Consider the following 22332-nt stretch of genomic DNA (forward strand, 5'->3'; position numbering starts at 1 on the left):
GCGAAATGATGAATCGGTGAGCTGGTGCGCGTCATCGATGAGTTGCTCCGGTTGCCCGCACCTGGTGAAGCTGGCGAATCCTCGGCTACCGCTGGAGTCTATAACTCTAAGAGATTTCTGAAAGAGCGCTTAGTCACATTTATTTCGTGTGAAGAAGATCACTTTCACAATTCTCGTTCAAACCAAAGTCAAGACCCGTTTCTTAGGGTATTGCCAGGATTGCTCGCTCAGCCTAACGGCCATTCGTAGCCGCTGCCTCCACGGGAGGCGTGATGCTGATCTCGTCGCGGTGCTGTTCATTTACTGGCAATCGGGCGTCAATGAGCAGGCCCATTACGCCGATCGACAGGCACAGGGCCGAGATCGTGACCGCGACCGGGTTGGCCGATTCGGTCAGCGACCCGGCGAGAATGGCCGTCGAAATGGTGCCAGGAGCGGACCCGACGACAGTGGCGATGACGTAGGGAAGTGGTCGAACCGACGAGAGGCCACAGCAATAACTGACCACCGAAAACGGGGCAAGCGGAACCATCCGCAGCGCGCCGACAGCCAACCAACCGCGTTGACGCAGCCGCGTATCGATCGCTTGGACGGCGGGGTGGTGCAGATGCGCGGCGACGCGGTCCCGACCGATCGCGCGGACGCCAAACAGGGCAAGTGCCGCGCTCACGCCCGACGCACCAAGCGCGATGGCCGCGCCCAACGCGGGACCGAACAAGACACCACTGGTGACGGTAAGCACCGTGCGCGGGACCGGCGCGGTCGCGACAAGCGCGTAGAAGGCAAAGAACAGCACTGGCAACAGCGGACCGACGCCGCCTGCCCAGTCGCGGATCTGCTGCGCGTCAGGAAGGGGAACGAGCGCGGCGACGACGAACAGGGCCGCTACCCCGACCAGGGTCAACAGCACGCGGGGAGAACGGAGAAGTCGCAGCACCGGGCAAGCGTACCGGGCGGTAACAGATGGCCCGAGTGAGCGGACACCCTGTCACAGTTAGCATCAGTGACGAACCGGGCACATCCTGGTTCGCCGTGCACTGTGAGACATCCCAGCGATGTCGAGTTGGCACGGGTCGGCGGTAGCAGAGGGAACGACAACTATGCCGATTGGTTCAGGTGGTTCGGGAACCCAACCGGACGCGGGTCCGGTCCCGGAATTCGCCGCGTGGCGCCAAGGCGTCGCGGGCGTGCTCGCCAAAGCGCGACGGGTCGACGCGTCAACATTGCCCGACGAGCCCGAACGGCTGCTCGACGAGACCACCTACGACGGGCTCACGGTCGCCCCGCTGTATACGCGCCGCGATGAGCTGCCTGAGCAGCCGTTGCCCGGCTCGTTCCCGTTCGTGCGCGGCACCAGCGCGACGCGCGACCCGCAGCGCGGCTGGTTTGTCGCCGCTGACGTGGTCGCCACCGCCGCGGCTGCCGCGAATCGCACGATCCTGACCTGGCTGGAAAATGGCGTCAGCGCGCTGTCGCTGACTGTGGGCGCCGACGGTGTTCCGGTCGCTGACGTGCCTGCCGCGCTGAACGGCCTGCTGTTCGAACTCGCGCCGCTGCGGTTGGTCGCGGGTACCGACGTTGCCGCCGCTGCCGACGCGCTGTACAGCGTGCTTGACGGCTACGCGCTTGACGACCGCACCCAGATCCAGATCGGTTTGGGCGCAACGGTATTGACCGATGCCTTCGTCGGGACTGGCGCGGACGTCGACCTCGATCCTGTTGTCGCCCTTGCCGTTTCGGCTGCCGCACGATCAGAAACCGTGCGCGCCATCACCGTCGACGGCACCGCCTTCCATAACATCGGTGCCGCCGACGCCCAGGAACTCGGCGCGTCCGTCGCCGCAGGCCTTATCTATCTGCGCGCGCTCGTCGCCGCTGGCCTTGACGTGCCGACCGCGTTGGCGCAGGTGGAGTTCCGCTTGGCCGCCACCGACGATCAGTTCGCCACCATCGCGAAATTCCGTGCGGCACGGCGACTTTGGGCCCGCGTCGCCGAAGTGCTCGGTGCACCCGACGCTGGCTCGGCACCGCAACACGCGGTCACCTCCGCGGCGATGATGACCCAGCGCGACCCGTGGGTGAACCTCCTACGCACCACGCTCGCCGCGTTCGGCGCTGGCGTTGGCGGCGCTGATTCGGTGACCGTCGCGCCGTTCGACTCGGCATTGCCTTCGGATGAGCTTGGCGTTTCGCGCTCGTTCGCCGACCGCATGGCACGCAACATTCAGTTGCTGCTCCTTGAGGAATCGCGACTCGGACACGTTGCCGACCCGGCAGCGGGCTCCTGGTACGTCGACTCACTCACCGACGAACTCGCCGCGAAGGCGTGGGAGTTCTTGCGGGAGATCGAGGCGGCGGGCGGCCTTGTCGCCGCGCATGACCTGGTCACCGAGCGCATCGCGACCACCGCGGCGCAGCGCGCGAGCGACGTCGCCCATCGCAAAACCGCCGTCACCGGCGTCAACGAGTTCCCGAACCTGGGCGAGACCCCGCTGTCGGAAGCGGCTCGCGGCGACCAGGCTGGTGTCGTTCGCTACGGCGCGGAGTTCGAAGCGCTGCGCAACCGCTCCGACGCGCATCTTGCCGCCACGGGCGCGCGTCCGAAGGCGTTGATTGTCGCGTTGGGCCCGGTCGCCGAGCACAACGCACGCACGATTTTCACGGCGAACGTGCTCGCGTCCGGTGGCATTGAGTCGGTGAACCCCGGCCCGCTCGCCATCGACGCCATCGCGGCCGCCGCCACCGACGCGGGCGCGCCGATCGCGGTGCTGTGCGGGTCGGACGCCCGATACGGCGACGAAGCGGGCGCGGCCATCGACGCGTTGCGCGCCGCAGGCGTGGGCACGGTGTTGCTCGCCGGTCCGGAGAAGTCGGTCGCGCAGTACGAAGGAAGCCAGCGTCCCGACGGGTTCTTGACCCTGCGCATCGACGCGGTCGCCGTGCTTTCCGAGCTTTTGGAGAAGGTGGGAGCCTGATGACGACATCCGAAATCGAGCAGGTCGGCAGTTTCGCCGACGTGCCACTGACGGGCGAGTTGGCTTCTGCTGCCGCCGTCGACACCGAGGCGTTCATCGCTGACGCTGCCGCCGCGAACCAGACCACCGCCGACGCGCTCACCTGGGCGACACCCGAAGGCATCGATGTGCCGCCGGTGTTCACCAAAGCCGACCGCGATGCTGTTGTCGCACAAGGCTATCCGCTTGACACGGTGCCCGGCGTCGCACCGTTCCTGCGCGGTCCTTACCCGACGATGTATGTGAATCAGCCGTGGACAATCCGTCAGTACGCGGGCTTCTCCACCGCCGCCGATTCGAACGCGTTCTACCGGCGCAACTTGCAGGCCGGGCAGAAGGGTCTTTCGGTCGCGTTCGACCTCGCGACTCACCGTGGATACGACTCCGACCACCCGCGTGTCCAGGGTGACGTCGGCATGGCCGGTGTCGCGATCGACTCCATCCTCGACATGCGTCAGCTCTTCGATCAGATTCCGCTCGACCAGGTTTCGGTGTCGATGACGATGAACGGCGCTGTTCTGCCGATCCTCGCGCTCTACGTCGTCGCCGCCGAAGAGCAGGGTGTCGCGCCTGAGCAGTTGGCCGGAACGATTCAGAACGACATTCTGAAAGAGTTCATGGTCCGCAACACCTACATCTACCCGCCGAAGCCGTCGATGCGGATCATCTCCGACATCTTCGCCTTCACCAGCGCCAAGATGCCGAAGTTCAACTCGATCTCGATTTCGGGCTATCACATCCAAGAAGCCGGTGCGACAGCCGATTTGGAGCTCGCGTACACCCTTGCCGACGGTGTTGAGTACCTGCGCGCGGGTATCGACGCGGGCATGGATGTCGACAAGTTCGCGCCGCGCCTGTCGTTCTTCTGGGCGATCGGCATGAACTTCTTCATGGAGGTCGCCAAGCTGCGCGCGGGGCGTCTGCTGTGGAGCGAACTGGTTTCGCAGTTCGAGCCAAAGAGTGCGAAATCGCTTTCGCTGCGCACACATTCGCAGACGTCGGGCTGGTCACTCACCGCGCAGGACGCCTACAACAACGTCGCGCGCACCTGCATCGAGGCGATGGCAGCGACCCAGGGCCACACCCAGTCGCTGCACACCAACGCCCTCGACGAAGCGCTCGCGCTGCCGACCGACTTCTCGGCGCGCATCGCCCGCAACACCCAGCTCCTCATTCAGCAGGAGTCGAACACGACGCGCCCGATCGACCCGTGGGGTGGTTCGTACTACGTCGAGTGGCTCACCCATCAGCTTGCTGAGCGCGCTCGCGCACACATTGCCGAAGTCGAGGCGCATGGCGGGATGGCGCAGGCGATTTCGGAAGGCATTCCGAAGCTGCGCATCGAAGAAGCCGCCGCACGCACCCAGGCGCGTATCGACACCGGTCAGCAGCCGGTGATCGGCGTCAACAAGTACCAGGTCGAGGAAGACCAGCAGGTCGAGGTCCTCAAGGTCGAGAACTCGCGCGTGCGCGCCGAGCAGATCGAGAAGCTGGAACGTCTTCGCGCTGACCGGGATTCGGCTGAGGTCGAGCGGGCGCTTGCCGAATTGACCCGTGCCGCAGCCTCTTCCGAAGGTGGTATGGAGAACAACCTGCTCGCGCTCGCGATCAACGCCGCGCGCGCCAAGGCCACCGTCGGCGAGATCTCGGACGCGCTTGAGCAGGTTTACGGTCGCCATCAGGCCGAAATCCGTACGCTCTCCGGTGTGTACCGTGACGAAGCTGGCAAGGCATCCAACATCGGCGCGGCCATCGCGCTCGTCGAGGAGTTCGCTGAAGCCGAAGGTCGTCGACCGCGCATCCTTGTCGCGAAAATGGGCCAGGACGGCCACGATCGCGGCCAGAAGGTCATCGCGACCGCGTTCGCTGACCTCGGCATGGACGTCGACGTTGGCCCGCTGTTCCAGACCCCCGAAGAGGTTGCCCGCCAAGCGGCCGACAACGACGTGCACATCGTCGGCGTCTCGTCGCTCGCCGCGGGTCACCTCACGTTGGTGCCCGCCTTGCGGCAGGCACTGGCTGACGTGGGTCGCCCTGACATCATGGTCATCGTCGGCGGCGTCATCCCGCCGGGCGACTTCGACGAGCTGTATGAAGCGGGTGCCGCCGCGATCTTCCCGCCCGGCACGGTGATCGCGGACGCGGCGATCGACCTGCTGCGCAAGCTTGGCGCGTCGCTGGGGCATGAGATTGGTGGCGGCGCTGAGGAATGAGGCGCGAGTTGCGATGGGCCGATCGGCGATGAGCACGGGACGTGCGGCTGACGATCAGCCGAGTGTGTCGGCTGGCGATCAGCCCACGCGCTCGCCCAGCGCGGGCGGCGCGGCGCGGGATTCCCATCGCGGTGTCACGGCCGACGAACAGCGTGATGCCGTTGCCGCGCAAGGCAAGTCGAACGCACCCGGCGCGGCCAGTGCGCGCGTCCCCGGTGCGGACGGCGTGGTTCCCGGCACGGGGGTCGGCGACGGGCATCCCCGGTTGCTCACTACGTCTGGTGTGGGTGCCACGCGCAAAGGGGGAGCGGTTGCCGCCGCGCCCCGGCTCATCGACGTCGACGCGCTCGCTGACGGCATTCGCGCCGGTCAGCGGGCCGCGCTCGCGCGGGCGATCACGCTCGTCGAGTCGACGCGGTCGGATCACCGCGAACTCGCCCAACAGCTGTTGCTGCGGTTGGGGACCGAGCCCGGCGATGGTGTCGTGTCGAATCGTGTTGGTATCACCGGGGTTCCGGGTGTCGGCAAGTCGACGTTCATTGACGCGCTTGGCATGCACCTCATCGGCAAGGGGCATCGGGTTGCCGTGCTCGCCGTCGACCCGTCGTCCACGCGGACCGGCGGGTCGATCCTCGGCGACAAAACCCGCATGGCTCGGCTGTCGCTAGAGGCCGACGCGTTCATCCGACCGTCGCCCACCGCGGGCACGCTCGGCGGCGTCGCGAAGGCCACTCGCGAGACCATCGTGCTGCTCGAAGCCGCAGGGTACGACGTGATTTTGGTCGAAACCGTCGGCGTTGGGCAGTCGGAGGTGACCGTCGCGAACATGGTCGACGTGTTCTGCTTCCTCACTCTCGCCCGCACCGGCGACCAGCTGCAAGGCATCAAAAAAGGTGTGCTTGAGCTGGCCGAGGTAGTCGCGGTCAACAAGGCCGACGGCAAGCACGAGATGGAAGCGAAGTCGGCGGCCCGCGAACTTGCCGGCGCGCTGCGGCTGATTCATCCACATGACGCGCTGTGGAAACCGCCGGTGCTCACCATGTCTGGGCTGGAAGGCGTTGGGTTAGATAAGTTTTGGGACACCGTCCTCGACCACCGTCGCGTGCTCACCGACGCGGGTGAGTTCGATGAGAAGCGTCGCCGTCAGCAGGTGGAGTGGACGTGGACGATGGTGCACGACCAACTGTTGCGCCGCCTCGCCGACAACCCGAACGTGAAAGAACTCCGCGCGGGGGTCGAAGCCGACGTGCGCGCGGGCACGCTTACCCCGGCGTTGGCAGCCGAACGCTTGCTTGACGCGTTCGACGCCTGAGCCGCCGTTAGTGGTGGCTCATCCCGGCCATGGGCGCTGCCACCTGTCCCGGTGCGAGCACGAGGAATTGGCCCATCATGCCCTGGTCTTCGTGGTGGAGCAGGTGGCAGTGGTACATGTACGGGAACGTCGGGTCGGTGTGGTCGGCGAAGCGCATGGCCAGCGTGTAGGTGTGGTTGGGTGCGGTGTAGACGGTGTCCTTCCACCCCGAAAGCGTTGGGGGAGGCGGGTTTCCGTCGACGGCTATCACCTGAAATTGCACGTCGTGGATGTGGAAGTTGTGCGGCCAGTTGTCTTTGTTGGTGACGGCCCAGACTTCGGTGGAGTCGACTGGGATGGACATGTCGATGCGCGCCATATCCATGCGCTGGTTGTTGATCATGAACCATTGCAGGTCGAAGGTGCGGGTCGCTGGGGTGCCGGGTGCGGCAAGCGGCGTCATCGGGATCAGGGTCGCGGGGACGGCGGGGGAGGTGCGCAGGGTCGGCGCGGCACGCAGAGTGAGGATGTCGAAGGTGTCGTCGAAGCCGAATTCCTTGGCGCGGTCGATGCCCGCGCGGTCGGTGACCGGCAACGACCGCAGCGCCACGGTGTCGCCGGGATGGATCGCGACAACCACTTCGGCGCGTTCGCCGGGACTCAGTTGAAGCGTGGTGACCTCGACCGGTTTGGTGAGTAGTCCGCCGTCGGTCGCGACCAACTGGAACGGGCGATTGTCGGCGAACGCGAGGTTGTACATGCGGCCTGCCGAGCCGTTGAGCAGGCGTAGTCGGAGGCGTTCGGTGGTCGCGGTGAAATGCGAGTCGGCGATGCCGTTGGTGATGATGGTGTCGCCGAGCATGCCGATGCCCGTCGATTTCGTTTCGTCGAGCGCGCCCGCCGGGGTCAGGCGTCGGTCTTGAATGACGAGTGGGATGTCGTCGACGCCGTACGTCGATGGCAGGTTGAGCGCGTCCGCGGCATCGTCATCGAGGAGGAAAAAGCCCGAAAGTCCGCGGTACACATGCTTTTCCGTCGCCCCGTGCGGATGTGGGTGATACCACAATGTCGCCGCCTGCTGTTCGATCGTCCATGTTGGCGACCACGTCGCGCCCGGGGCGACGGGCTGATGCGGGCCACCGTCGAACCGCGCGGGCAGGTGCATGCCGTGCCAGTGCACCGTCGTCGGTTCGGGGAGGGCACTGGTGATGTCGACGGCCACTTGTTCGCCGCGCCGAGCGCGCAGCGTCGGTCCCAAGATCGCGCCGTTGAAGCCCCACGTCGGCGTTTGCTTGCCACGCACCATCTCCGTCGTCCCCGACAGAGCGTGCAAAGCGAAGCGGCGGACGCCGTCGGCCCCGACCGTCGACGGTGCCAGCGGGGGAATCGGCAACGGCCGACTCCCAGCGGCTGTCTCGGTGACGCGGGCCGCGCAACCTACGGCGTAGACGACCGGGGTGAGGGCGAGGCCAGCCAGAAATCCTCGTCGCGAAACCACATCTGCTCCTAGTTTGTCCGTGTCCCTCCACCCTTGTTGCCTCGGCAGCCTGGCGACTCCGTCGCGCGGCCCGACTAACCCGCCACATTTCCGCCCGCGCGACCGTTGCGGACGCGCCGGTCGTCTGGTATTGCTGCACGTCAGCGGGGTGCCGGTCACCTACTGTGGGGTCGTGATCGACCTCCGCACACGCCGTGACCTGCGCATCGCCTTGCGCTGGCTGCCCCTGGTGTTGGTCCCGGTGCTGCTGCTCGCGAGCACGTACCCGGGGCTTTACCGGGTGCCGCCGCACTACTGGGCGCTGGCGATGGGTGCCGCTGCCGTCTTTGTCGCGGGTGCGCGCTGGCCGTTGCCGGTCTCGCTGACCCTGTCCGCGCTCGCCGTGCCGATGCTGCGGACGCCAGCGTGGGGCTTGTCGGGGCTCGTCCCGTTTCTTGGTGCTGTCGCGCTGATCGACGTGATCGCGCGAACCCATCGCCGAACGATCGTCGTTGTCGCGACCGTGGCGTGGGGCGCGGCAGTGGTCGTCGGTAGGCAGGGCGCGCACGACACCTCGATTGGTGCGGTGTCGATTCTGGTCGAAACGCTTGCCTACGTCGGGTTGCCGTTGTTGCTGGGGTTGTATTTGCGTGGCCAACGCGACCTCGCTGACAACCTGCGCCTGCGGGCAGCCGATGCGCAAGCGCGCGCTCGCGTCGACGAACGGGCGGCGCTGGCCAGGGAACTACACGACCTCGTCGCGCACCACATCGCGTCGATTATCTTGCGGATCGCCGTCGCCAATCATGTTGTGCGCGAGGCGGACCCGCGCGTGGTTGAGGTTCTCGATGATGTGCGGGCGACCGCGACCGCCGCGCTGGCCGACATTCGCAAACTGCTTGTCGCCCTGCGTGATCCGACACTGGCGACGGTCGCCTTAGTTGACCCGATGTCGGTGGCCAGCGAGGTTGAGGCCGCAGCCGATCGGGTGCGGGCGGCAGGTTTTGCCGTCGACGTCGAATTAGACAGTGAGATAACCGGTTTGGATGCGATCGGTCGGTTGACGCTCTTGCGGTTGGTGCAGGAATCGCTCACCAACGTGATGAAGCACGCTGATCGCGGCGCACCCGTGCTGGTGCGGATCGTGCGCGACGGTGACGAGGTCGCCGTGCGGGTCCGCAGTGGCGGCAGTGGCGTCGCGAACCCGCCGGGGCACGGCATCATCGGCATGCGCGAGCGGGCCGAATTGGCTGGTGGGACGTTAGTGATCGGCAATACCGCCGACGGCTGGATTGTTGAAGGTCGACTGCCGATGGAGGCGCCATGATCACGATTCTCTTGGCCGACGACCAACGTCTCGTGCGCGCGGGCCTGCGCATGTTGATCAATGACACCGACGACTTAACCGTGGTGGGTGAGGCGACAAATGGGGTCGAAGCCGTTCGCATGCATGCCGAACTGGCCCCCGACCTGGTCGTCATGGACTTGCGCATGCCCGGCCTCGACGGTATCGCCGCGACGGCCCAGATCCGCGCGGCGACCCCGACAGCCAAGATCCTGGTGCTCACCACCTTCGATGACGACGACCACCTTTTCCCCGCGCTGACCGCGGGCGCGAGCGGCTACTTCGTCAAAGACACCGAACCGAGCGTGCTGCTCGACGCGATCCGCCGCACCGTCGACGGCGACCTCCTTTTCTCTCCCGCCTTACTGCGCCGTCTCGTCGATCGCGCGCTCCTCACCCCGGCCCCGACCGTTGCCGAGGTACCACTGACCCCACGCGAACGCGACGTTTTGCGGCTGGTTGGCGAGGGCTACGGCAACCAGGACATCGCCGACCGCCTGCACCTCGGCGTGAGCACCGTGAAATCGCACGTGGCGACCTTGCTAGCGAAAACGAACAGCGACAACCGAGTACGCCTCGCCGTTTACGCGTCGAAGCTGCCCTAACCCGCGCCAGCGGTGTCTTTCATCCGAATTGGGCGAGGTGCTGCTGGCGCTCGGCCGCGCAGTATTGGCCCATGTCGCCATTACCCGAGTTGGGACCCGTTGAGTTCGTCGCGCTGTCGTTTCCCGGCACGCGCGTAGACGCCGCCGTGGTGACGGCATTGACCGAGGTGATCGCGCGCGGCGACGTGACCATTCTTGACCTGGTCGTCGTCGTGCGCGACGCGGCTGGCGAGCTGACTGAGTTCGAACTCGACGACGACCTAGACAAGCTTGGGCTCAGTCCAGTCTCGGCGGCCAGCATCGACCTGGTCAGCGACGACGACATCACCGTGGTGCGCGATTCGCTCGCCCCGAACACCACCGCCGTTGTCCTTGTCTTCGAGGAAACATGGGCGCGTCGCCTCGCGAACGCCGTTCGCGACAGCGGTGGCGAAGTGATGCTCCACGTCCAAGTTCCGCGCGAGTCGGTGGAAGCCGCACTCGCCGCGTCCGTCTAGCCGCGTTAGCCGAGAAACGGAGAACTAAAATGCCGCTCATTGGACGACGCATGGGTCGACCCGGCCTGCTCGGCGCGGCAGCGCGCACCGCGGTGGTCGCGGGTACGGCGACAGCGACATCGAACGCCGTCAACAATCGTGCGCGCAGGCGCGCGGCTGAGCAGGATGCTTACGCCGACCAGCAACAGCAGGCCGCGTACGCTCAACAGCAGGCCGCCTATCAGCAGCCGCAGTACGCGCCGCCGTCACCACCGCAGGCTGCGCCAGGCGAAGATGACGTGGTCGCGAAGCTGGAGCGCCTCGGCAAGCTCCACAGCTCAGGTGTGCTCTCCGACGCGGAGTTCGCTGCGGCGAAGGCCAAGCTGCTTTCGTGACTAGCTCAGGTCGAACAGTTCAACCGCGTTGGTGGACAGCACTTTTCGGACCCAGTCGTCGCCTAGATCGAGGCGTTCGAGTGCGTTGACGGCCTCGCCGTAGTCGTACGGGATGTTCGGGAAGTCGCTGCCGAAGAGGATGCGGTCGCCCATGCGCACCAGGCGATCGCGTTCGGTGGTGGGGAACGGCGCGTCTGCCTCGGAGAATCGCGTGAAGACCATTGTGGTGTCGAAATAGGTGCGCGGGAACCGGTCGGCGATGTCGAGGAACGCGGAGTACTCGGGGGTGCCCATGTGCGCGATGATCAGGCGCAGGTTCGGGAAGCGCTCAAGCACTCGTGCGACCGGTGCGGGACCGGTGAATTCGCCTGGGGCAGGCCCACTTCCGCAGTGAATCAACGCCGGCACGTCGCGGTCAGCGAGGATCTGCCACACCGGATCGAGCAGGGGATCCTCGGGCGAGTACGCGCCAACTTGAATGTGCACCTTGAAGATTCGCGCGCCAGCGTCGATCGCCTCGGTCACGTAGCGGGGCGCGTCCGGTTCGGGGAACAGCGTTGCGGTATGCAGGCAGCCGGGCGTGCGGGCGGCGAAATCAGCCGTCCAGCTGTTCAGCCATTCGGCCATCCCCGGTTTGTGCGGGTACACCAGTGACGTGAATGCGCGAACCCCGAAGTCGCGCAACGTTTTCAGTCGCACCTGCTCGTCGTCGCGGTAGGTGATCGGCCACGGTCGACCAGTGAGCGGACCGGCCGAATCGAAGTACGCCCACACCTTGCGCATCACCTGGTCGGGCATGAAATGCGTGTGAATATCGACGATGCCGGGCAGGTCGAGGCGGTCACGAACGTCAGCGAGGTACGCGGCGGTGTCGGTCATCGGCGGTGTTCCATGTCGCTGCGGTGCTCCATATCGAGACGTCGGGCAAGCGCGCCGACGCGGGTGATCATCCGGTCAAAGAAAATGCCCGGCTCGGTGCCAATCACGATGTCGGCGTTGGGTTCTCGGCCCCACATCCCCGCCCAGTCGGCAACAGTAGTCGCGCGGGTGAGGCGACCGGTGAGTTCCACATCGACCGTCGCGGGCTTCGTCACCGCGAGCCCGGGATCAAGCGCGACCGCCGCAGCGAACGGGTCGTGCACGTGCGCGAGGTAGCCGAGGTCGTAGGAGTGATGGAAGTCAAAGTAGAAGCGGATCGCGTCGGTGAGGTAGGCGATCACCGGATTCGTTGCGGCCGAACGCCATTCAGTGTCGAAGTCTTCGTTGACCAGCTCGGGTGGCGTGCTGCGCGCGGCTTCGGCGAGCGCGACTAGGTGGTCGGGGCGCATCTCAATGGTCTCGGTGATGTCGAGCGCGCACACCACCGGGCGACGCCCCGGCGGGACCGCCGAAAACGCGTCGAAAACCTCTTTCGCGGCTTCGGGGTCGACGTGGATGTTCCACTCGTTGGTCGGCGTCGTATTACCCGGGTGGTTGAACGCACCGCCCATGATGACCAGGCGATCAAGCAACAGCGGCAGGTTCGGTTCGAGGCGCAGGGCCAGCGCGAGGTTGGTGAGCGGGCCGGTGCAGAGGCCGGTGAGTTCGCCGGGGTGCGCACGGACCTGATCGACCCACATTTGGGCGGCCGACCGGTCCGAGAGCGGACGCGGCGACGCCGGTAGCTGGGCGTAGCCAAGCCCTTGCGGGCCGTGCGTGTCCTCGGTGGTGCGCAACGGGATCGCGAGCGGTTCCGCCGCACCGAGCGCGACTTCGATGTCGTCGGCATCGGCGAGGTCGAGGATCGCGAGCGTATTGGCCGCTACCTGTGGCGCTGGCACGTTGCCCGCTGTCGCGGCGATGCCGACCAGCTCGGCGTCGGGGGACGCGAGCAAATACAGGATGGCAAGGGAATCGTCGATGCCGGTGTCTACGTCGAGGAGGATGCGCTTGGCCACCTCGCCGACCTTAGCCGTCCGCGCCGAACGTGACGCGCGTACTCGGTGACGCACCCCAGGTCCCGTATTCTGGATGCCAGTTGCGGAGAGTTTGCTTGCATGGCAGTTCGTTCTGGTGAAACGACGATCGTCAAGGGAGCCCCGATGAGCGACAACGACCGGCCGGATCTCATCAATCCGATGACCGAGTACCCCGCGCCGCCCTTCCCCGAACAGCCCCAGCCGTGGCCGGGTCTGCAATCGAAAATGCGGCCGATCCCCGACTGCGGTGAGACGAGTTATCGCGGGTCCGGCCGCCTCGCCGGGCAGCGCGCGCTGATCACCGGCGGCGACTCGGGCATCGGCCGCGCGGTCGCGATCGCGTTCGCCCGTGAAGGTGCCGACGTGGCGATCAACTACCTGCCCGCTGAGCAAAGCGACGCCGACGAGGTGCTCAACCTCATTCGCGACGCCGGCCGCACCGCCGTCGGATTGCCCGGCGACATTCGCGAAGAGGCGTTTTGCAAGCAACTCGTCGCCGACGCGGTCACCCAGCTTGGCGGCATCGATACCTTCGTCAACTGTGCTGGCCGCCAGCACTACGCCAGACACATCGAAGAACTGAGCACCGAAGACTTCGACTGGACGCTCAAAACCAACCTGTACGCGCTGTTCTGGTTGATCAAAGCCGCTGTGCCGCACCTGAAACCGGGCAGTTCGATCATCGCGACCACCTCGCGTAACGCGTACCAGCCCATCGACATTCTCATCGACTACGCGCTCACCAAAGCGGGCATCGCGAACATGGTGCGTGGGCTTGGCAAACAGCTTCTGCCACAAGGGATTCGAGTGAACGGTGTTGCGCCCGGCCCGTTCTGGACCCCGTTGCAGGTGTGTGGGGCCCAGCCGCAGTCGGTTGTCGCTGAATTCGGTGCCGACGTTGTGTACAAGCGGCCCGGACAGCCGGTCGAGATCGCGCCCGTTTATGTCACCTTGGCCTCACCGGAAGCCAGTTACGTGACGGCGCAGATTTGGGGCATCACCGGCGGCAACGGTGTGCCGGGCTGATCGCTAGTAGTTGGGCAGCGGGAAGTCGCCGGTGCTGTTGCTGAAGAAGATTTTCTTCGTCAGCGGGCGCATCGGGGCCGACAGCATCAGTCGCATGTTCACCCGGGCGAGCGCGGTCATCCACGCGCTCTTGGGCAGCATCACCTTGATGCTGCCGCCCGGGATTTCCCGCGCTTTGTCCAGGAACGGGACCAGCGTTTCCTCGTACCGCTTGAGCGCGCCGGTGAGATCGGTTGGGGTGCTTGCGATTTCGCCTGCCAGAACGTAGGCCCCGACGATCGCCATCGCCGTGCCCATGCCCGTCATCGGTGAGCCGCAGTAGCCCGCGTCGCCGAGCAACGTCACGCGGCCTGCCGACAGGGTTGGCATGTCGATGCGCACCAGTTCGTCGAAGTAGTAGTCGGGCGTTGTTTCCATCGCGGCGAGGATGTCAGCGGACCGCCAGCCCGCGTCAGCGAGGAACGAGTTCAGCAGATTGTGCTGCGCGGTGACGTCGCGACGCAGCGTTGGGTCGTGGTCGGCACGGACAATGAGGATCGCTTTCGACGTCGCCGGATCGCGATCGGGGCGCAGGCCGAGCATCGCACCGGGCACCGAACGCATTTCGAACCAGCCCGGCCGCACGCCCGCCGGCGTTGGCATCGTGAAGTACGAGCAGTAGCCGCCGAGGTAGGTCGCGAACTGGTCTTCGGGGCCGAAGGCGAGTTTTCGGGTCGCCGAATGGACGCCGTCCGCGCCGACGACCAGGTCGTATCGGCCCGTCGCGCCGCTGGCGAAGGTCACGTCGACGCCCGTTTCGTCCTCGGTGAGTGCGGTGATGTGGTCGCCGTAGCGGTAGTCGAGCAGGGTTTGGTCGGTGGTGTCGATCGCATCGAGCAGCACCTGGTTCAGATCGCCACGGGTGATTTCGATTTCGGCGACCGCGCCTTCGCCGTCGAAGTCCTCCATCGCCATTCGGGCGTAAATCTTGCCGTCGCCGTCGACGTAGGACATGCCGCGCTCGTCGAGTTGCCGCTTGGCGATGCCGGGCATCAGGCCCATGCGTTCGGCGGCTTCCTTGCTCGGCCCGCGCAGGTCGACGGCTTGGCCGCCGGGTCGGGGAGCGGTCGCCCGCTCGACGACGGTGGTGCGAATGCCGTTGCGCAACAACTGAAGTGCCACCGCGTTGCCCGCGATGCCGCCGCCGGAAACCAGAACGCGAAGAGAGGTGGTGCTCATGTCGGGAAGTCCCATCTGGTGAAGAACGAATGTCTTAGACATATGTCTAACAGACGTTAAGACGGATGTCTAGAACAAATGTCTAAGACGGTCGGGTAGGCTCGCTGACATGGGAAATCGAGAAGACCTGTTGGCGGGAGCGCGCAAGGTGATCATGGAGCGTGGCGTCGCGAAAGCCACCGCACGCGACATCGCGGCTGCCGCCGGGGTGAGCTTGGCCGCGATCGGCTACCACTTCGGGTCGAAGGAACGCCTCGTCACCGAGGCATTAGCCGACGCGCTGGGCAATGCGATTGGCGACGCGATGGAGTCGCTGATCCGCGACGGCGCGGGGGAGCAGCCGCTGACGTCGTTCGCGCGCATGTGGGACGCGATGCCGACCGTGTTCGCGGACAACCGCGAGGCGATGCTGGCGAGTTTGGAGAACGTGGTCCGCATCGTGCGGTCCCCTGAGGCGCGCGCGCAATTGGGCGACCAGCTGCCAGAGGTATACACGGATTTGGCCGCCCACTTGCGCGAGGCCCACCCGGAACTTGATGCGGTGCAGGCGGATTCAATCGCGCGTTTAATGTTCTCGCTGGTACAGGGTTTGAGCTTGATGTGGTTGCTAAACCCTGCGGCGATGCCGAGTGGGGACCAACTGGCCGTCGCGGTGCGGGCATTGGCGGGGAGCTAATCCAAGCGCGAGGATTCGAGTAGTGCCAGGATCGGACGATGTCGAAGAATCCGGTAGATCTAGTCACGAAGTTGTCGTTGGTGTCCGAGTACTGGTCGCCGAAAGTCGTCGCTCGGCTCAACGACTACGAGATCAAGGTTGTCAAGGTTGAAGGCGAGTTCGTGTGGCACACACACGAAGAAACCGATGAACTCTTCTTCGTCATCGAGGGTGAGCTAACTATCCAGATGCGGGACGGCGACGTCAATGTTCGGCCGGGCCAATTGTTCGTTGTGCCCAGGGGTGTTGAACACTGCCCGGTGGCTGATGGGGAGGTGCACGCGATGCTCATCGAGCCCGCGGGGGTCGTGAACACCGGCGATGTGGGTGGCCCGCTGACCGCAAACTATGACGACTCGCTCACGTCGTAGAACGGGGTTTCACGCTATATGAGTGCTGTTGACCCGTAGCCGGGGGCGGGGTGAGGGTAGTCGGCGTGTTCGGCGAAAGCTGGTGTGGCCGTTGTTAAGTCGCCGTGGGTGACTGTCGCGCTGGGCGTTGGTGGTGTCGCGGGTGGGTGGTTCGGGGTGCGGGTGGGGTGGGCCAGTAACCATGCGGCGGTGCGGGCTAGTGCCACCGCTACGTCATAGGAGATGCCGTCAGTGTTGCGGGCGCGCAGTGCGTCGATGACGGCCGCCACTAGGAGGTAGCCCGACGCGTGGTCGAGAGCCTGAGTGGGGAGCGCGCCTGGACGGCCCGCTCCCTCGATGAGCGCGATGCCAGACGCGGCTTGGACGATGCTGTCGAAACCGCGCCGCTCGCCCCACGGGCCGGTCGTGCCCCACGCCGACACCGATGCGGTGATCAGGTGTGGGTGCCGATCCGGGTGCACACCCAGCGTCGCGAGCGCGCCCGGTCGGTAGCCAGTCACCAGGACGTCGGCCTCGGCAAGGAGTGCGTTGAGCAGGGCGGGATTCTCGCGTAGATCTACAATCGCTGACCGTTTGCCCTGGCAGGTGTCGCGAAACTGGAACCCGATCTCGGGCAGGTGCGGCGGGTCGATGCGCAGGACATCGGCACCAAAAAGCGCGAGCGTGCGGGTGGCGACGGGCCCGGCGAGCACGCGGGTGAGGTCGAGCACGCGCACTCTGCCTAGGGGGCGATCGACGGTGGGATTGGTGCGCGGGAGCCAACGCCCGGCGGTGATAGCGCTCGCCGTCGCCGTCGCGTCTGTCGCATCTGGCGTGGTCGGCGTGGTCGCCGCGCGTGCTGCCGCCTCTCCGTCCTCTTGCCCCGGCGTGCCGAGGGGCAACGTCGTCCGAGGCGTCCACCGCACCAGCGGGCCCTGCGCGGCGAACCGGCCGGGTTCCGTTGCCGCCCACTCGCTTTCCGTGCGCACTGCCGCCGCGATCGCGCCCACTGCTACCGCGCGCCGCTCAATCTCCTGCGCGGGCAAATCCGCGAAGCACGCGCCTAACTCGTCGGCCGTTGTCGACTCCGGCAACTGAAACGCGGTCAACAAGCGGGCGCGGTGATGCGGGTAGTTCGCGTGGGTGCGCACCCACCCGTCGCGTGCGGCGAAGAAACCCGAGAGCTCAGCGAAAGCCCTTGGGGTTTCGCCATTTTCGCGGTAAACGCGGTCACTCGCGAAGGCGGCGGTCACCCGGTCGGGGTCAAGGTGAACAGGGCGAACAGGTAAGCCGAGCGCGGTGCGGAGCCGGTCGAGTGCGGCACCGACGGTCGCCACCGACCCTGCCGCCAACGCCCACACCGGTAACGTGGCCGCCAAGCGCGCGCCGGGCTCGGGACACGACGTCACCGCCGACGGCTCAACCCCGATGCTCCGCTCGTATTCGCCCACCAGCTCCAGATGACCCTTCACTCCGCTCACGGTAGCGAGCGAAACCCGAATAGGAGTGCGATCTTGACCACGTCCACCTCGAACTGGCTCCGCGACTTGCGCCCCGATTCGGCGGCGCGCCTTCGCCTCGTCTGCCTACCACCCGGCGGCGGCTCAGCACCGGTGTATCGCGCCATCGCCAAGCACATCGGCGCTGCTGTCGCGGTTTCCGCCGTGCAGTATCCGGGCAGACAAGACCGACTGGGCGAACCGCTCATCACCGACCTCCATGAGCTCGCCGACCGCATCGCCGACGATCTTCTCGCCCGCCCGACAACCCTCCCGACCGCACTGTTTGGCCACAGCATGGGCGCGACCGTCGCCTACGAAACCGCCCTTCGGCTCACCGCGGCAGGCCACCCGCCGACGACCCTCATGGTCTCGGGGCGCCCCGCGCCGACCATCCCCGAAACCAGCCGCCTGCACCTCGACACCGACGCCGCGCTCATCGAAAGTCTCGAACGCTTCGCCGCCGACCCGTCGTCGGTCGCGATTCTGCGCACCGAACCGGGCCTCGCCGACCTCGTCCTTCCGCCATTGCGCGCCGATTACCAGGCTGTGGAAACCTATGTGCGGCAAGCAAATACGCCGAAACTCGCCTGCCCCGTCGTTACGTTGGTGAGCACCGACGACCCAACAACGACGATCGAGCAGGCCGAGCAGTGGCACACCGTAACCACGGGCGCGTTCTCACTCGCGACCTTCCCCGGCGGCCACTTCTACTTCGACACCGACCCCACCTCGGTCGCCGCTGAAATCACGCGACACCTGAGCTGACCCACCCCACGTGCCCCTAAACCGCTTCCGATCCCACCCGCCGATGCCGCTGCGCCAACACCGCGTACCCGACCCACGACACAACAACGCACCCAGCGGCAACAAGGCGGACGGTGCCCAACGCGCTCGCCGGGTACAGCACCCCGGTGAGGTAGTGGGCGATGAAACCGTCTGGTAATTCCGGCATTCCGGCCCCCCGCCGCGCCCAATTCTCCGCGTACGTCAGCGGGCAGTGGAAGCCAACGAGGATCGTGCCGAAGCCCCAGCCGACAGCGACGAGGTGGCCCCAGATCGTGCGCGGGAAACGCCACGCGAGGAAACCGCCGACGACCACGTAGGCGATGAACGCGAAATGTGTCGCGGCGACCACATCGACGATCCCTCGATACAGCACCTCTCCAGGGTAGGGGCGTACGCAGGCGAAAGTGGTCGCCTGCGGCGGCGTTTCGGCATCGACTCGATGGCGAAGCGGCTACCCCAGCCAGGGTTAATTCACCAAGGTGACGGCTGATAATCCTTGAGGAAACACCCGTACAGGTCTACGCCGTTCTCGCCTTGGACGATCGGGTCGTAGACGCGGGCGGCACCGTCGACGAGGTCGAGCGGGGCGTGGAAGCCCTCTTCGGCCAGCCGCACCTTGGTGTAGTGCGGGCGCTCGTCGGTGATCCAACCGGTGTCGACGGCGGTCATCAGGATCGAGTCGGCTTCGAGCATCTCCGCCGCGCTCGTGCGGGTGAGCATGTTCAACGCGGCCTTGGCCATGTTCGTATGCGGGTGGCCGGGCCCCTTGTACCCGCGACTGAACTGGCCTTCCATCGCCGACACGTTCACCACGTACTTGCGTCGCGCCTGCGAAGCGGCGAGCGCGGGCCGCAAACGCGAGACCAGGATGAACGGCGCGACCGAGTTGCACAGCTGCACCTCAAGCAGTTCGGTGGCGTCCACTTCACCGACCGTCTGCACCCAACTGTTGGTGTGCGCGAGGTCGGGAACCAGTCCGCCCGCGTCGATCGCGACCCCGGCTGCGATGCGTTCCGGCGTTGCCGACCCAGCTACGAGCGCGAGTTCAGCGACATCAGCTGCCGACAACGACGGGGTGAGCGAAGCGGTGAGCGCGGTCGGGTGCGCCTGCATCGTCTTGCCGAACGTGATCATTTCCGGCAGGTCGCCAGCGGGCAGCGGCGCGGTCTCGGCATCGACGAGCGCGCTGTACGCACCGGCCGAGCGACGCACAGTCTGGGCGGCGTTGTTGATGAGGATGTCGAGCGGACCTTGCGCGGCGACGTCGTCGGCAAGCGCGACGACCTGCGCCGGGTCACGCAGGTCGATGCCGACAATGCGCAGCCGATGTAGCCAGTCGGCGCTGTCTTCCATCGCGGCGAACCGGCGGATCGCGTCGTTGGGGAAACGCGTGGTGATCGTGGTGTGCGCGCCGTCGCGCAGCAGCCGCAACGCGATGTACATGCCGATCTTCGCGCGACCACCGGTCAGCAGTGCCCGCTTACCCGTGAGGTCGGTGCGCGCGTCGCGCTTAGCGTGGCTCGACGCCGCGCACTCGGGGCACAGCTGGTGGTAGAACGCGTCGACCTGGGTGTAGCGCTGCTTGCAGATGTAGCAGGGTCGCGGCTTGAGTAGCGTGCCCGCGCTCGCGCCCGACGTCGACGAGCTGATCGGGATGCCAGCGGTCTCGTCGTCGATACGCTGCGGCGATCCGGTCGCGGTCGCGGCGATGACCGCGCGATCGTTGTCGGAAACCACTTCGCGCGCGGCAATGCGACGCGCCTGCTTGAACTTCTTGAACATGTGCCCGACAGCGCGTTGGACCGCGACGGAATCGGGGTGGTCTTTCTCCAGCGCACCCGCCTGGTCAAGCACCCGCAAACAGGTCGCCAACTCGTCCGGATCGATCTTGTTCTCGGCCATCGGTGAGCGCGACATTCCTTCATACGGGAGCAGGGGGCAGCATCTATTGTCGCATTCGGCGTCAGCGCGGCCTGCTGGGTATCGTGGTACGACGTCGCCGCAACCACGCCGCGACCACAAGTACGCGACGGAGCAGTGCGATTTCCCCGCTCGACACCGACACCCAGGACCCGCCACGGCGACGCAGGCTTGAACCCGATGAGCGTCGAGCCCAGATCTTGGCGTGTGCCATCGACATGTTCGGGGAACGGCCGTACGCGGCGGTGTCGACGGCCGAGTTGGCCGCCCGCGCTGGCGTCGCGCGCGGGCTCATCAACCACTATTTCGGCACCAAACGCGACCTGTATTTGGCGGTCGTGCGCCGGATGGTCACGCTGCCGCGTCAGGACCGCATCGCGGTACCCGCTGCCAGCACTCGACGCGAACGGGTCGACGGGATCGTGGCGTGGCTGCTCGACACCATCGCCGAACACGGCAGCACCTGGGTGAAGGTAACCAGCCACGAAGGCGTTGGCGACGACCCCGAGGTGCAGCACATTCTCGACTTGGCCGACAACGCGGCAGCCGAGCGGATGCTGTTGATGATCGGCCGTCCCGACCTAGCCGACAGCGCACCCGCGCGTGCGCAGATTCTGGCTTACGCGGGCATGGTCAAGGTCGCGGGCCGCGAGTGGATTGTGCGCGCGACACTGTCGCGCGAGCAGGTACATCGCCTGCTCGCCGAAACGCTGATGACGGTAGCTGAAACGTTGCCCGCCGGGGAAGCTAGCTAGTCCCCGAACCGCTATTGCGCTGCTTCTTGCGGATTTCGTCCGGCCCGTACTCGATCGGCACGGACTTGCCGACCGGATGACCAGCGCGACCGATCGCTAACTCGATCCGCTTCTCCCGCTGATGTTCGATGACCAGCGCGGCGATCCCGCCGACCAGGGTCACCACGGTGAGGATCACGGCGGCAGTGAACCAGCCCCAATGGTCGGTGCCTGCGGCGACAAGCGCGAAAGCGAGCCCGGCCACCGAGATGGAGATCATGACGATGCCGGGGACGTTGTAGTCGTCAGCGAGCAGATCGCCCGCCTGGGCGTGCCAAGAACGTTTGGCCGATGGGGACGCGGGACTGTGGGTCATGTTGGCCTCCTCCCCACCAGGATGGACCCGCTGCTAGGGCGAGGCAAAAGGAGTTGCTGGTTCGTTACCAGTGTGGTGCGCGCGAACCGAGCGTTAGTGGCAATGTGATGGGTTTGCGCGTTGCGGGTGACCGAAGGTGACGAAGTCTCTATCCTCGTCGCCATACCCCGGCCACGTTCGCTGTCGCCGTGGGCGAGATCGGAGAGGGACCCGGGGTTTGATGGCACGGTACGAGCAGTGGGACAACGGCCCCGAGGAGGAGTTCGACGACGAGCGTTGGGACGGTCAACGGTGGCCGACCGCGGAGCCGTTCGATCACGCTGAACCCGACGACGCACCACGCACCAATCCCTACGCGATGGTCGCGCTTGCCGCCGCGCTCATCGCGCTCTTCCCGATCGCGCTGGTCTTCGGGCTGCTGTCTTTCGCGCATCCGCGTGGGCGTGCGATGGCGACCTTCGCGCTGCTGCTCGGCATCGGCGAGGCCGCTGTTGCCACGGTGGTAGCGCTCACTGTCTTCGGCGGCTTCGATGTTGGGCTGCCCGCGTTGGCGAAGTCGACCGAGTCGAGCGTGGCGACAACGACCACCGCGACGGTTGCCGCCGCACCCAACGCGCCGTCGCATGGCGCACCGACCGCGCCAGCGGCACCCGTGACCGCGCCGGTTGGCACGGTGGTGGTGAAGGGCAGCGCATGCACCAACGCGCAGGCTGGTTTGGTTGGCGTTTCCGCCGACGGTGCGACGCTGTTGTGTCTGAAGTCGGCGGGCGCGTACACATGGTCGGGACCGTTCCGGGTGTCGGGCTCGTACTACACCGAGGGCACCAAGTGCGATCCGTCGACTGATAAGTCCGGCCGGACCAACGACAACCGCGCGCTCGTGTGTGAAGGCAAGGGCAGTTCGGCCACATGGGTGCCCTGGCTGGAGTGA

General features: G+C 66.2%; 22 protein-coding genes. 13 read left to right on the top strand and 9 right to left on the bottom strand.

The features are described 5' to 3' along the window. Window positions 1–232: 232 nt before the first annotated feature. Window positions 233–937 carry a TVP38/TMEM64 family protein gene (locus IEX78_RS01410; RefSeq protein WP_188826875.1) on the bottom strand — a complete coding sequence of 235 codons (705 nt, stop codon included), beginning with the start codon at window positions 935–937 and terminating at the stop codon, window positions 233–235. Window positions 938–1100: 163 nt separating this feature from the next. Between IEX78_RS01410 and IEX78_RS01415 the strand changes: the two genes are divergently transcribed. From IEX78_RS01415 to meaB, 3 genes are all read left to right on the top strand, one after another. After that, window positions 1101–2975, top strand: a complete 1875-nt coding sequence (locus IEX78_RS01415) for a methylmalonyl-CoA mutase family protein (protein ID WP_188826876.1) — start codon at window positions 1101–1103, stop codon at window positions 2973–2975. Continuing rightward, a complete protein-coding gene (gene scpA / locus IEX78_RS01420; RefSeq protein ID WP_188826877.1) occupies window positions 2975–5227 on the top strand; it encodes a methylmalonyl-CoA mutase in 2253 nt (750 codons plus the stop codon). The genes IEX78_RS01415 and scpA overlap by 1 nt, the downstream gene beginning before the upstream one ends. 283 nt (window positions 5228–5510) lie before the next feature. Further along, window positions 5511–6539 carry a methylmalonyl Co-A mutase-associated GTPase MeaB gene (gene meaB, locus IEX78_RS01425; RefSeq protein ID WP_188828162.1) on the top strand — a complete coding sequence of 343 codons (1029 nt, stop codon included), beginning with the start codon at window positions 5511–5513 and terminating at the stop codon, window positions 6537–6539. Between the two features lie 7 nt (window positions 6540–6546). Here the strand turns inward: meaB and IEX78_RS01430 are convergent, their stop codons facing one another. Next, window positions 6547–8016: a multicopper oxidase family protein gene (locus tag IEX78_RS01430; protein WP_188826878.1), complete on the bottom strand. Its 1470-nt coding sequence runs from the start codon at window positions 8014–8016 to the stop codon at window positions 6547–6549. Between the two features lie 172 nt (window positions 8017–8188). Between IEX78_RS01430 and IEX78_RS01435 the strand changes: the two genes are divergently transcribed. From IEX78_RS01435 to IEX78_RS01450, 4 genes are all read left to right on the top strand, one after another. Then, the gene (locus IEX78_RS01435) at window positions 8189–9322 is read left to right on the top strand and encodes a sensor histidine kinase (protein ID WP_188826879.1); all 1134 of its coding nucleotides are present in this window, start codon (window positions 8189–8191) and stop codon (window positions 9320–9322) included. Then, window positions 9319–9945 carry a response regulator gene (locus IEX78_RS01440; RefSeq protein WP_188826880.1) on the top strand — a complete coding sequence of 209 codons (627 nt, stop codon included), beginning with the start codon at window positions 9319–9321 and terminating at the stop codon, window positions 9943–9945. Before IEX78_RS01435 ends, IEX78_RS01440 begins: the two co-directional genes overlap by 4 nt. Window positions 9946–10016: 71 nt before the next feature. Further along, window positions 10017–10442, top strand: coding sequence for a DUF6325 family protein (locus tag IEX78_RS01445; protein ID WP_188826881.1), 426 nt, complete (start codon window positions 10017–10019; stop codon window positions 10440–10442). 29 nt (window positions 10443–10471) lie between these two features. Next, the gene (locus tag IEX78_RS01450; RefSeq protein ID WP_188826882.1) at window positions 10472–10816 is read left to right on the top strand and encodes an SHOCT domain-containing protein; all 345 of its coding nucleotides are present in this window, start codon (window positions 10472–10474) and stop codon (window positions 10814–10816) included. Here IEX78_RS01450 and IEX78_RS01455 read toward each other — a convergent pair whose 3' ends face one another. Next, window positions 10817–11695 carry an amidohydrolase family protein gene (locus IEX78_RS01455; RefSeq protein ID WP_188826883.1) on the bottom strand — a complete coding sequence of 293 codons (879 nt, stop codon included), beginning with the start codon at window positions 11693–11695 and terminating at the stop codon, window positions 10817–10819. It abuts the gene before it with no gap. Next, window positions 11692–12753, bottom strand: coding sequence for a nucleoside hydrolase (locus IEX78_RS01460; RefSeq protein ID WP_188826884.1), 1062 nt, complete (start codon window positions 12751–12753; stop codon window positions 11692–11694). Before IEX78_RS01460 ends, IEX78_RS01455 begins: the two co-directional genes overlap by 4 nt. 144 nt (window positions 12754–12897) lie before the next feature. Here IEX78_RS01460 and IEX78_RS01465 point away from each other — a divergent pair, with 144 nt between their 5' ends. Then, the gene (locus IEX78_RS01465) at window positions 12898–13800 is read left to right on the top strand and encodes an SDR family oxidoreductase (protein ID WP_229683634.1); all 903 of its coding nucleotides are present in this window, start codon (window positions 12898–12900) and stop codon (window positions 13798–13800) included. Between the two features lie 3 nt (window positions 13801–13803). Here IEX78_RS01465 and IEX78_RS01470 read toward each other — a convergent pair whose 3' ends face one another. Next, on the bottom strand, window positions 13804–15018 hold the full coding sequence (locus tag IEX78_RS01470; protein WP_188826886.1) for an FAD-dependent monooxygenase: 1215 nt from the start codon (window positions 15016–15018) through the stop codon (window positions 13804–13806). Window positions 15019–15127: 109 nt separating this feature from the next. Here IEX78_RS01470 and IEX78_RS01475 point away from each other — a divergent pair, with 109 nt between their 5' ends. Together IEX78_RS01475 and IEX78_RS01480 are read left to right on the top strand one after the other, a co-directional pair. Then, window positions 15128–15694 (top strand): TetR family transcriptional regulator, encoded by a 567-nt coding sequence (locus IEX78_RS01475; RefSeq protein ID WP_188826887.1) that lies wholly within the window; start codon window positions 15128–15130, stop codon window positions 15692–15694. 38 nt (window positions 15695–15732) lie between these two features. Continuing rightward, complete coding sequence (locus IEX78_RS01480; protein ID WP_188826888.1) at window positions 15733–16104, top strand: cupin domain-containing protein; 372 nt, start codon at window positions 15733–15735, stop codon at window positions 16102–16104. Window positions 16105–16118: 14 nt separating this feature from the next. Here the strand turns inward: IEX78_RS01480 and IEX78_RS01485 are convergent, their stop codons facing one another. Then, window positions 16119–17555: a CoA transferase gene (locus IEX78_RS01485; RefSeq protein WP_229683635.1), complete on the bottom strand. Its 1437-nt coding sequence runs from the start codon at window positions 17553–17555 to the stop codon at window positions 16119–16121. Window positions 17556–17597: 42 nt separating this feature from the next. On the opposite strand from IEX78_RS01485, the gene IEX78_RS01490 reads away from it, so the two are divergent. Continuing rightward, window positions 17598–18350 (top strand): thioesterase II family protein, encoded by a 753-nt coding sequence (locus IEX78_RS01490; protein WP_229683636.1) that lies wholly within the window; start codon window positions 17598–17600, stop codon window positions 18348–18350. 16 nt (window positions 18351–18366) lie between these two features. Here IEX78_RS01490 and IEX78_RS01495 read toward each other — a convergent pair whose 3' ends face one another. Both IEX78_RS01495 and IEX78_RS01500 read right to left on the bottom strand, forming a co-directional pair. Next, window positions 18367–18744, bottom strand: a complete 378-nt coding sequence (locus tag IEX78_RS01495) for a DUF2784 domain-containing protein (RefSeq protein ID WP_188826890.1) — start codon at window positions 18742–18744, stop codon at window positions 18367–18369. 98 nt (window positions 18745–18842) lie between these two features. Continuing rightward, complete coding sequence (locus IEX78_RS01500; RefSeq protein WP_188826891.1) at window positions 18843–20273, bottom strand: SDR family NAD(P)-dependent oxidoreductase; 1431 nt, start codon at window positions 20271–20273, stop codon at window positions 18843–18845. A gap of 140 nt (window positions 20274–20413) precedes the next feature. On the opposite strand from IEX78_RS01500, the gene IEX78_RS01505 reads away from it, so the two are divergent. Continuing rightward, the gene (locus tag IEX78_RS01505; protein ID WP_229683777.1) at window positions 20414–21046 is read left to right on the top strand and encodes a TetR/AcrR family transcriptional regulator; all 633 of its coding nucleotides are present in this window, start codon (window positions 20414–20416) and stop codon (window positions 21044–21046) included. On the opposite strand, the gene IEX78_RS01510 is transcribed toward IEX78_RS01505, so the two are convergent. Further along, window positions 21039–21401 carry a hypothetical protein gene (locus tag IEX78_RS01510; protein WP_188826893.1) on the bottom strand — a complete coding sequence of 121 codons (363 nt, stop codon included), beginning with the start codon at window positions 21399–21401 and terminating at the stop codon, window positions 21039–21041. The genes IEX78_RS01505 and IEX78_RS01510 overlap by 8 nt on opposite strands. 220 nt (window positions 21402–21621) lie before the next feature. On the opposite strand from IEX78_RS01510, the gene IEX78_RS01515 reads away from it, so the two are divergent. Further along, window positions 21622–22332: a hypothetical protein gene (locus IEX78_RS01515; protein WP_188826894.1), complete on the top strand. Its 711-nt coding sequence runs from the start codon at window positions 21622–21624 to the stop codon at window positions 22330–22332.

The sequence above is a fragment of the Nocardia camponoti genome (genome assembly GCF_014646135.1).
Taxonomy (GTDB): Bacteria; Actinomycetota; Actinomycetes; order Mycobacteriales; family Mycobacteriaceae; genus Nocardia; species Nocardia camponoti.

What these genes read in the sequence shown, in the direction of transcription:
- IEX78_RS01415 (WP_188826876.1), top strand. Translation starts at nt 1,101, where the DNA reads ATGCCGATTGGTTCAGGTGGTTCGGGAACCCAACCGGACGCGGGTCCG.
- scpA (WP_188826877.1), top strand. Translation starts at nt 2,975, where the DNA reads ATGACGACATCCGAAATCGAGCAGGTCGGCAGTTTCGCCGACGTGCCA.
- IEX78_RS01440 (WP_188826880.1), top strand. Translation starts at nt 9,319, where the DNA reads ATGATCACGATTCTCTTGGCCGACGACCAACGTCTCGTGCGCGCGGGC.
- IEX78_RS01445 (WP_188826881.1), top strand. Translation starts at nt 10,017, where the DNA reads ATGTCGCCATTACCCGAGTTGGGACCCGTTGAGTTCGTCGCGCTGTCG.
- IEX78_RS01450 (WP_188826882.1), top strand. Translation starts at nt 10,472, where the DNA reads ATGCCGCTCATTGGACGACGCATGGGTCGACCCGGCCTGCTCGGCGCG.
- IEX78_RS01455 (WP_188826883.1), bottom strand. Translation starts at nt 11,695, where the DNA reads ATGACCGACACCGCCGCGTACCTCGCTGACGTTCGTGACCGCCTCGAC.
- IEX78_RS01465 (WP_229683634.1), top strand. Translation starts at nt 12,898, where the DNA reads ATGAGCGACAACGACCGGCCGGATCTCATCAATCCGATGACCGAGTAC.
- IEX78_RS01470 (WP_188826886.1), bottom strand. Translation starts at nt 15,018, where the DNA reads ATGAGCACCACCTCTCTTCGCGTTCTGGTTTCCGGCGGCGGCATCGCG.
- IEX78_RS01475 (WP_188826887.1), top strand. Translation starts at nt 15,128, where the DNA reads ATGGGAAATCGAGAAGACCTGTTGGCGGGAGCGCGCAAGGTGATCATG.
- IEX78_RS01480 (WP_188826888.1), top strand. Translation starts at nt 15,733, where the DNA reads ATGTCGAAGAATCCGGTAGATCTAGTCACGAAGTTGTCGTTGGTGTCC.
- IEX78_RS01500 (WP_188826891.1), bottom strand. Translation starts at nt 20,273, where the DNA reads ATGGCCGAGAACAAGATCGATCCGGACGAGTTGGCGACCTGTTTGCGG.
- IEX78_RS01510 (WP_188826893.1), bottom strand. Translation starts at nt 21,401, where the DNA reads ATGACCCACAGTCCCGCGTCCCCATCGGCCAAACGTTCTTGGCACGCC.
- IEX78_RS01515 (WP_188826894.1), top strand. Translation starts at nt 21,622, where the DNA reads ATGGCACGGTACGAGCAGTGGGACAACGGCCCCGAGGAGGAGTTCGAC.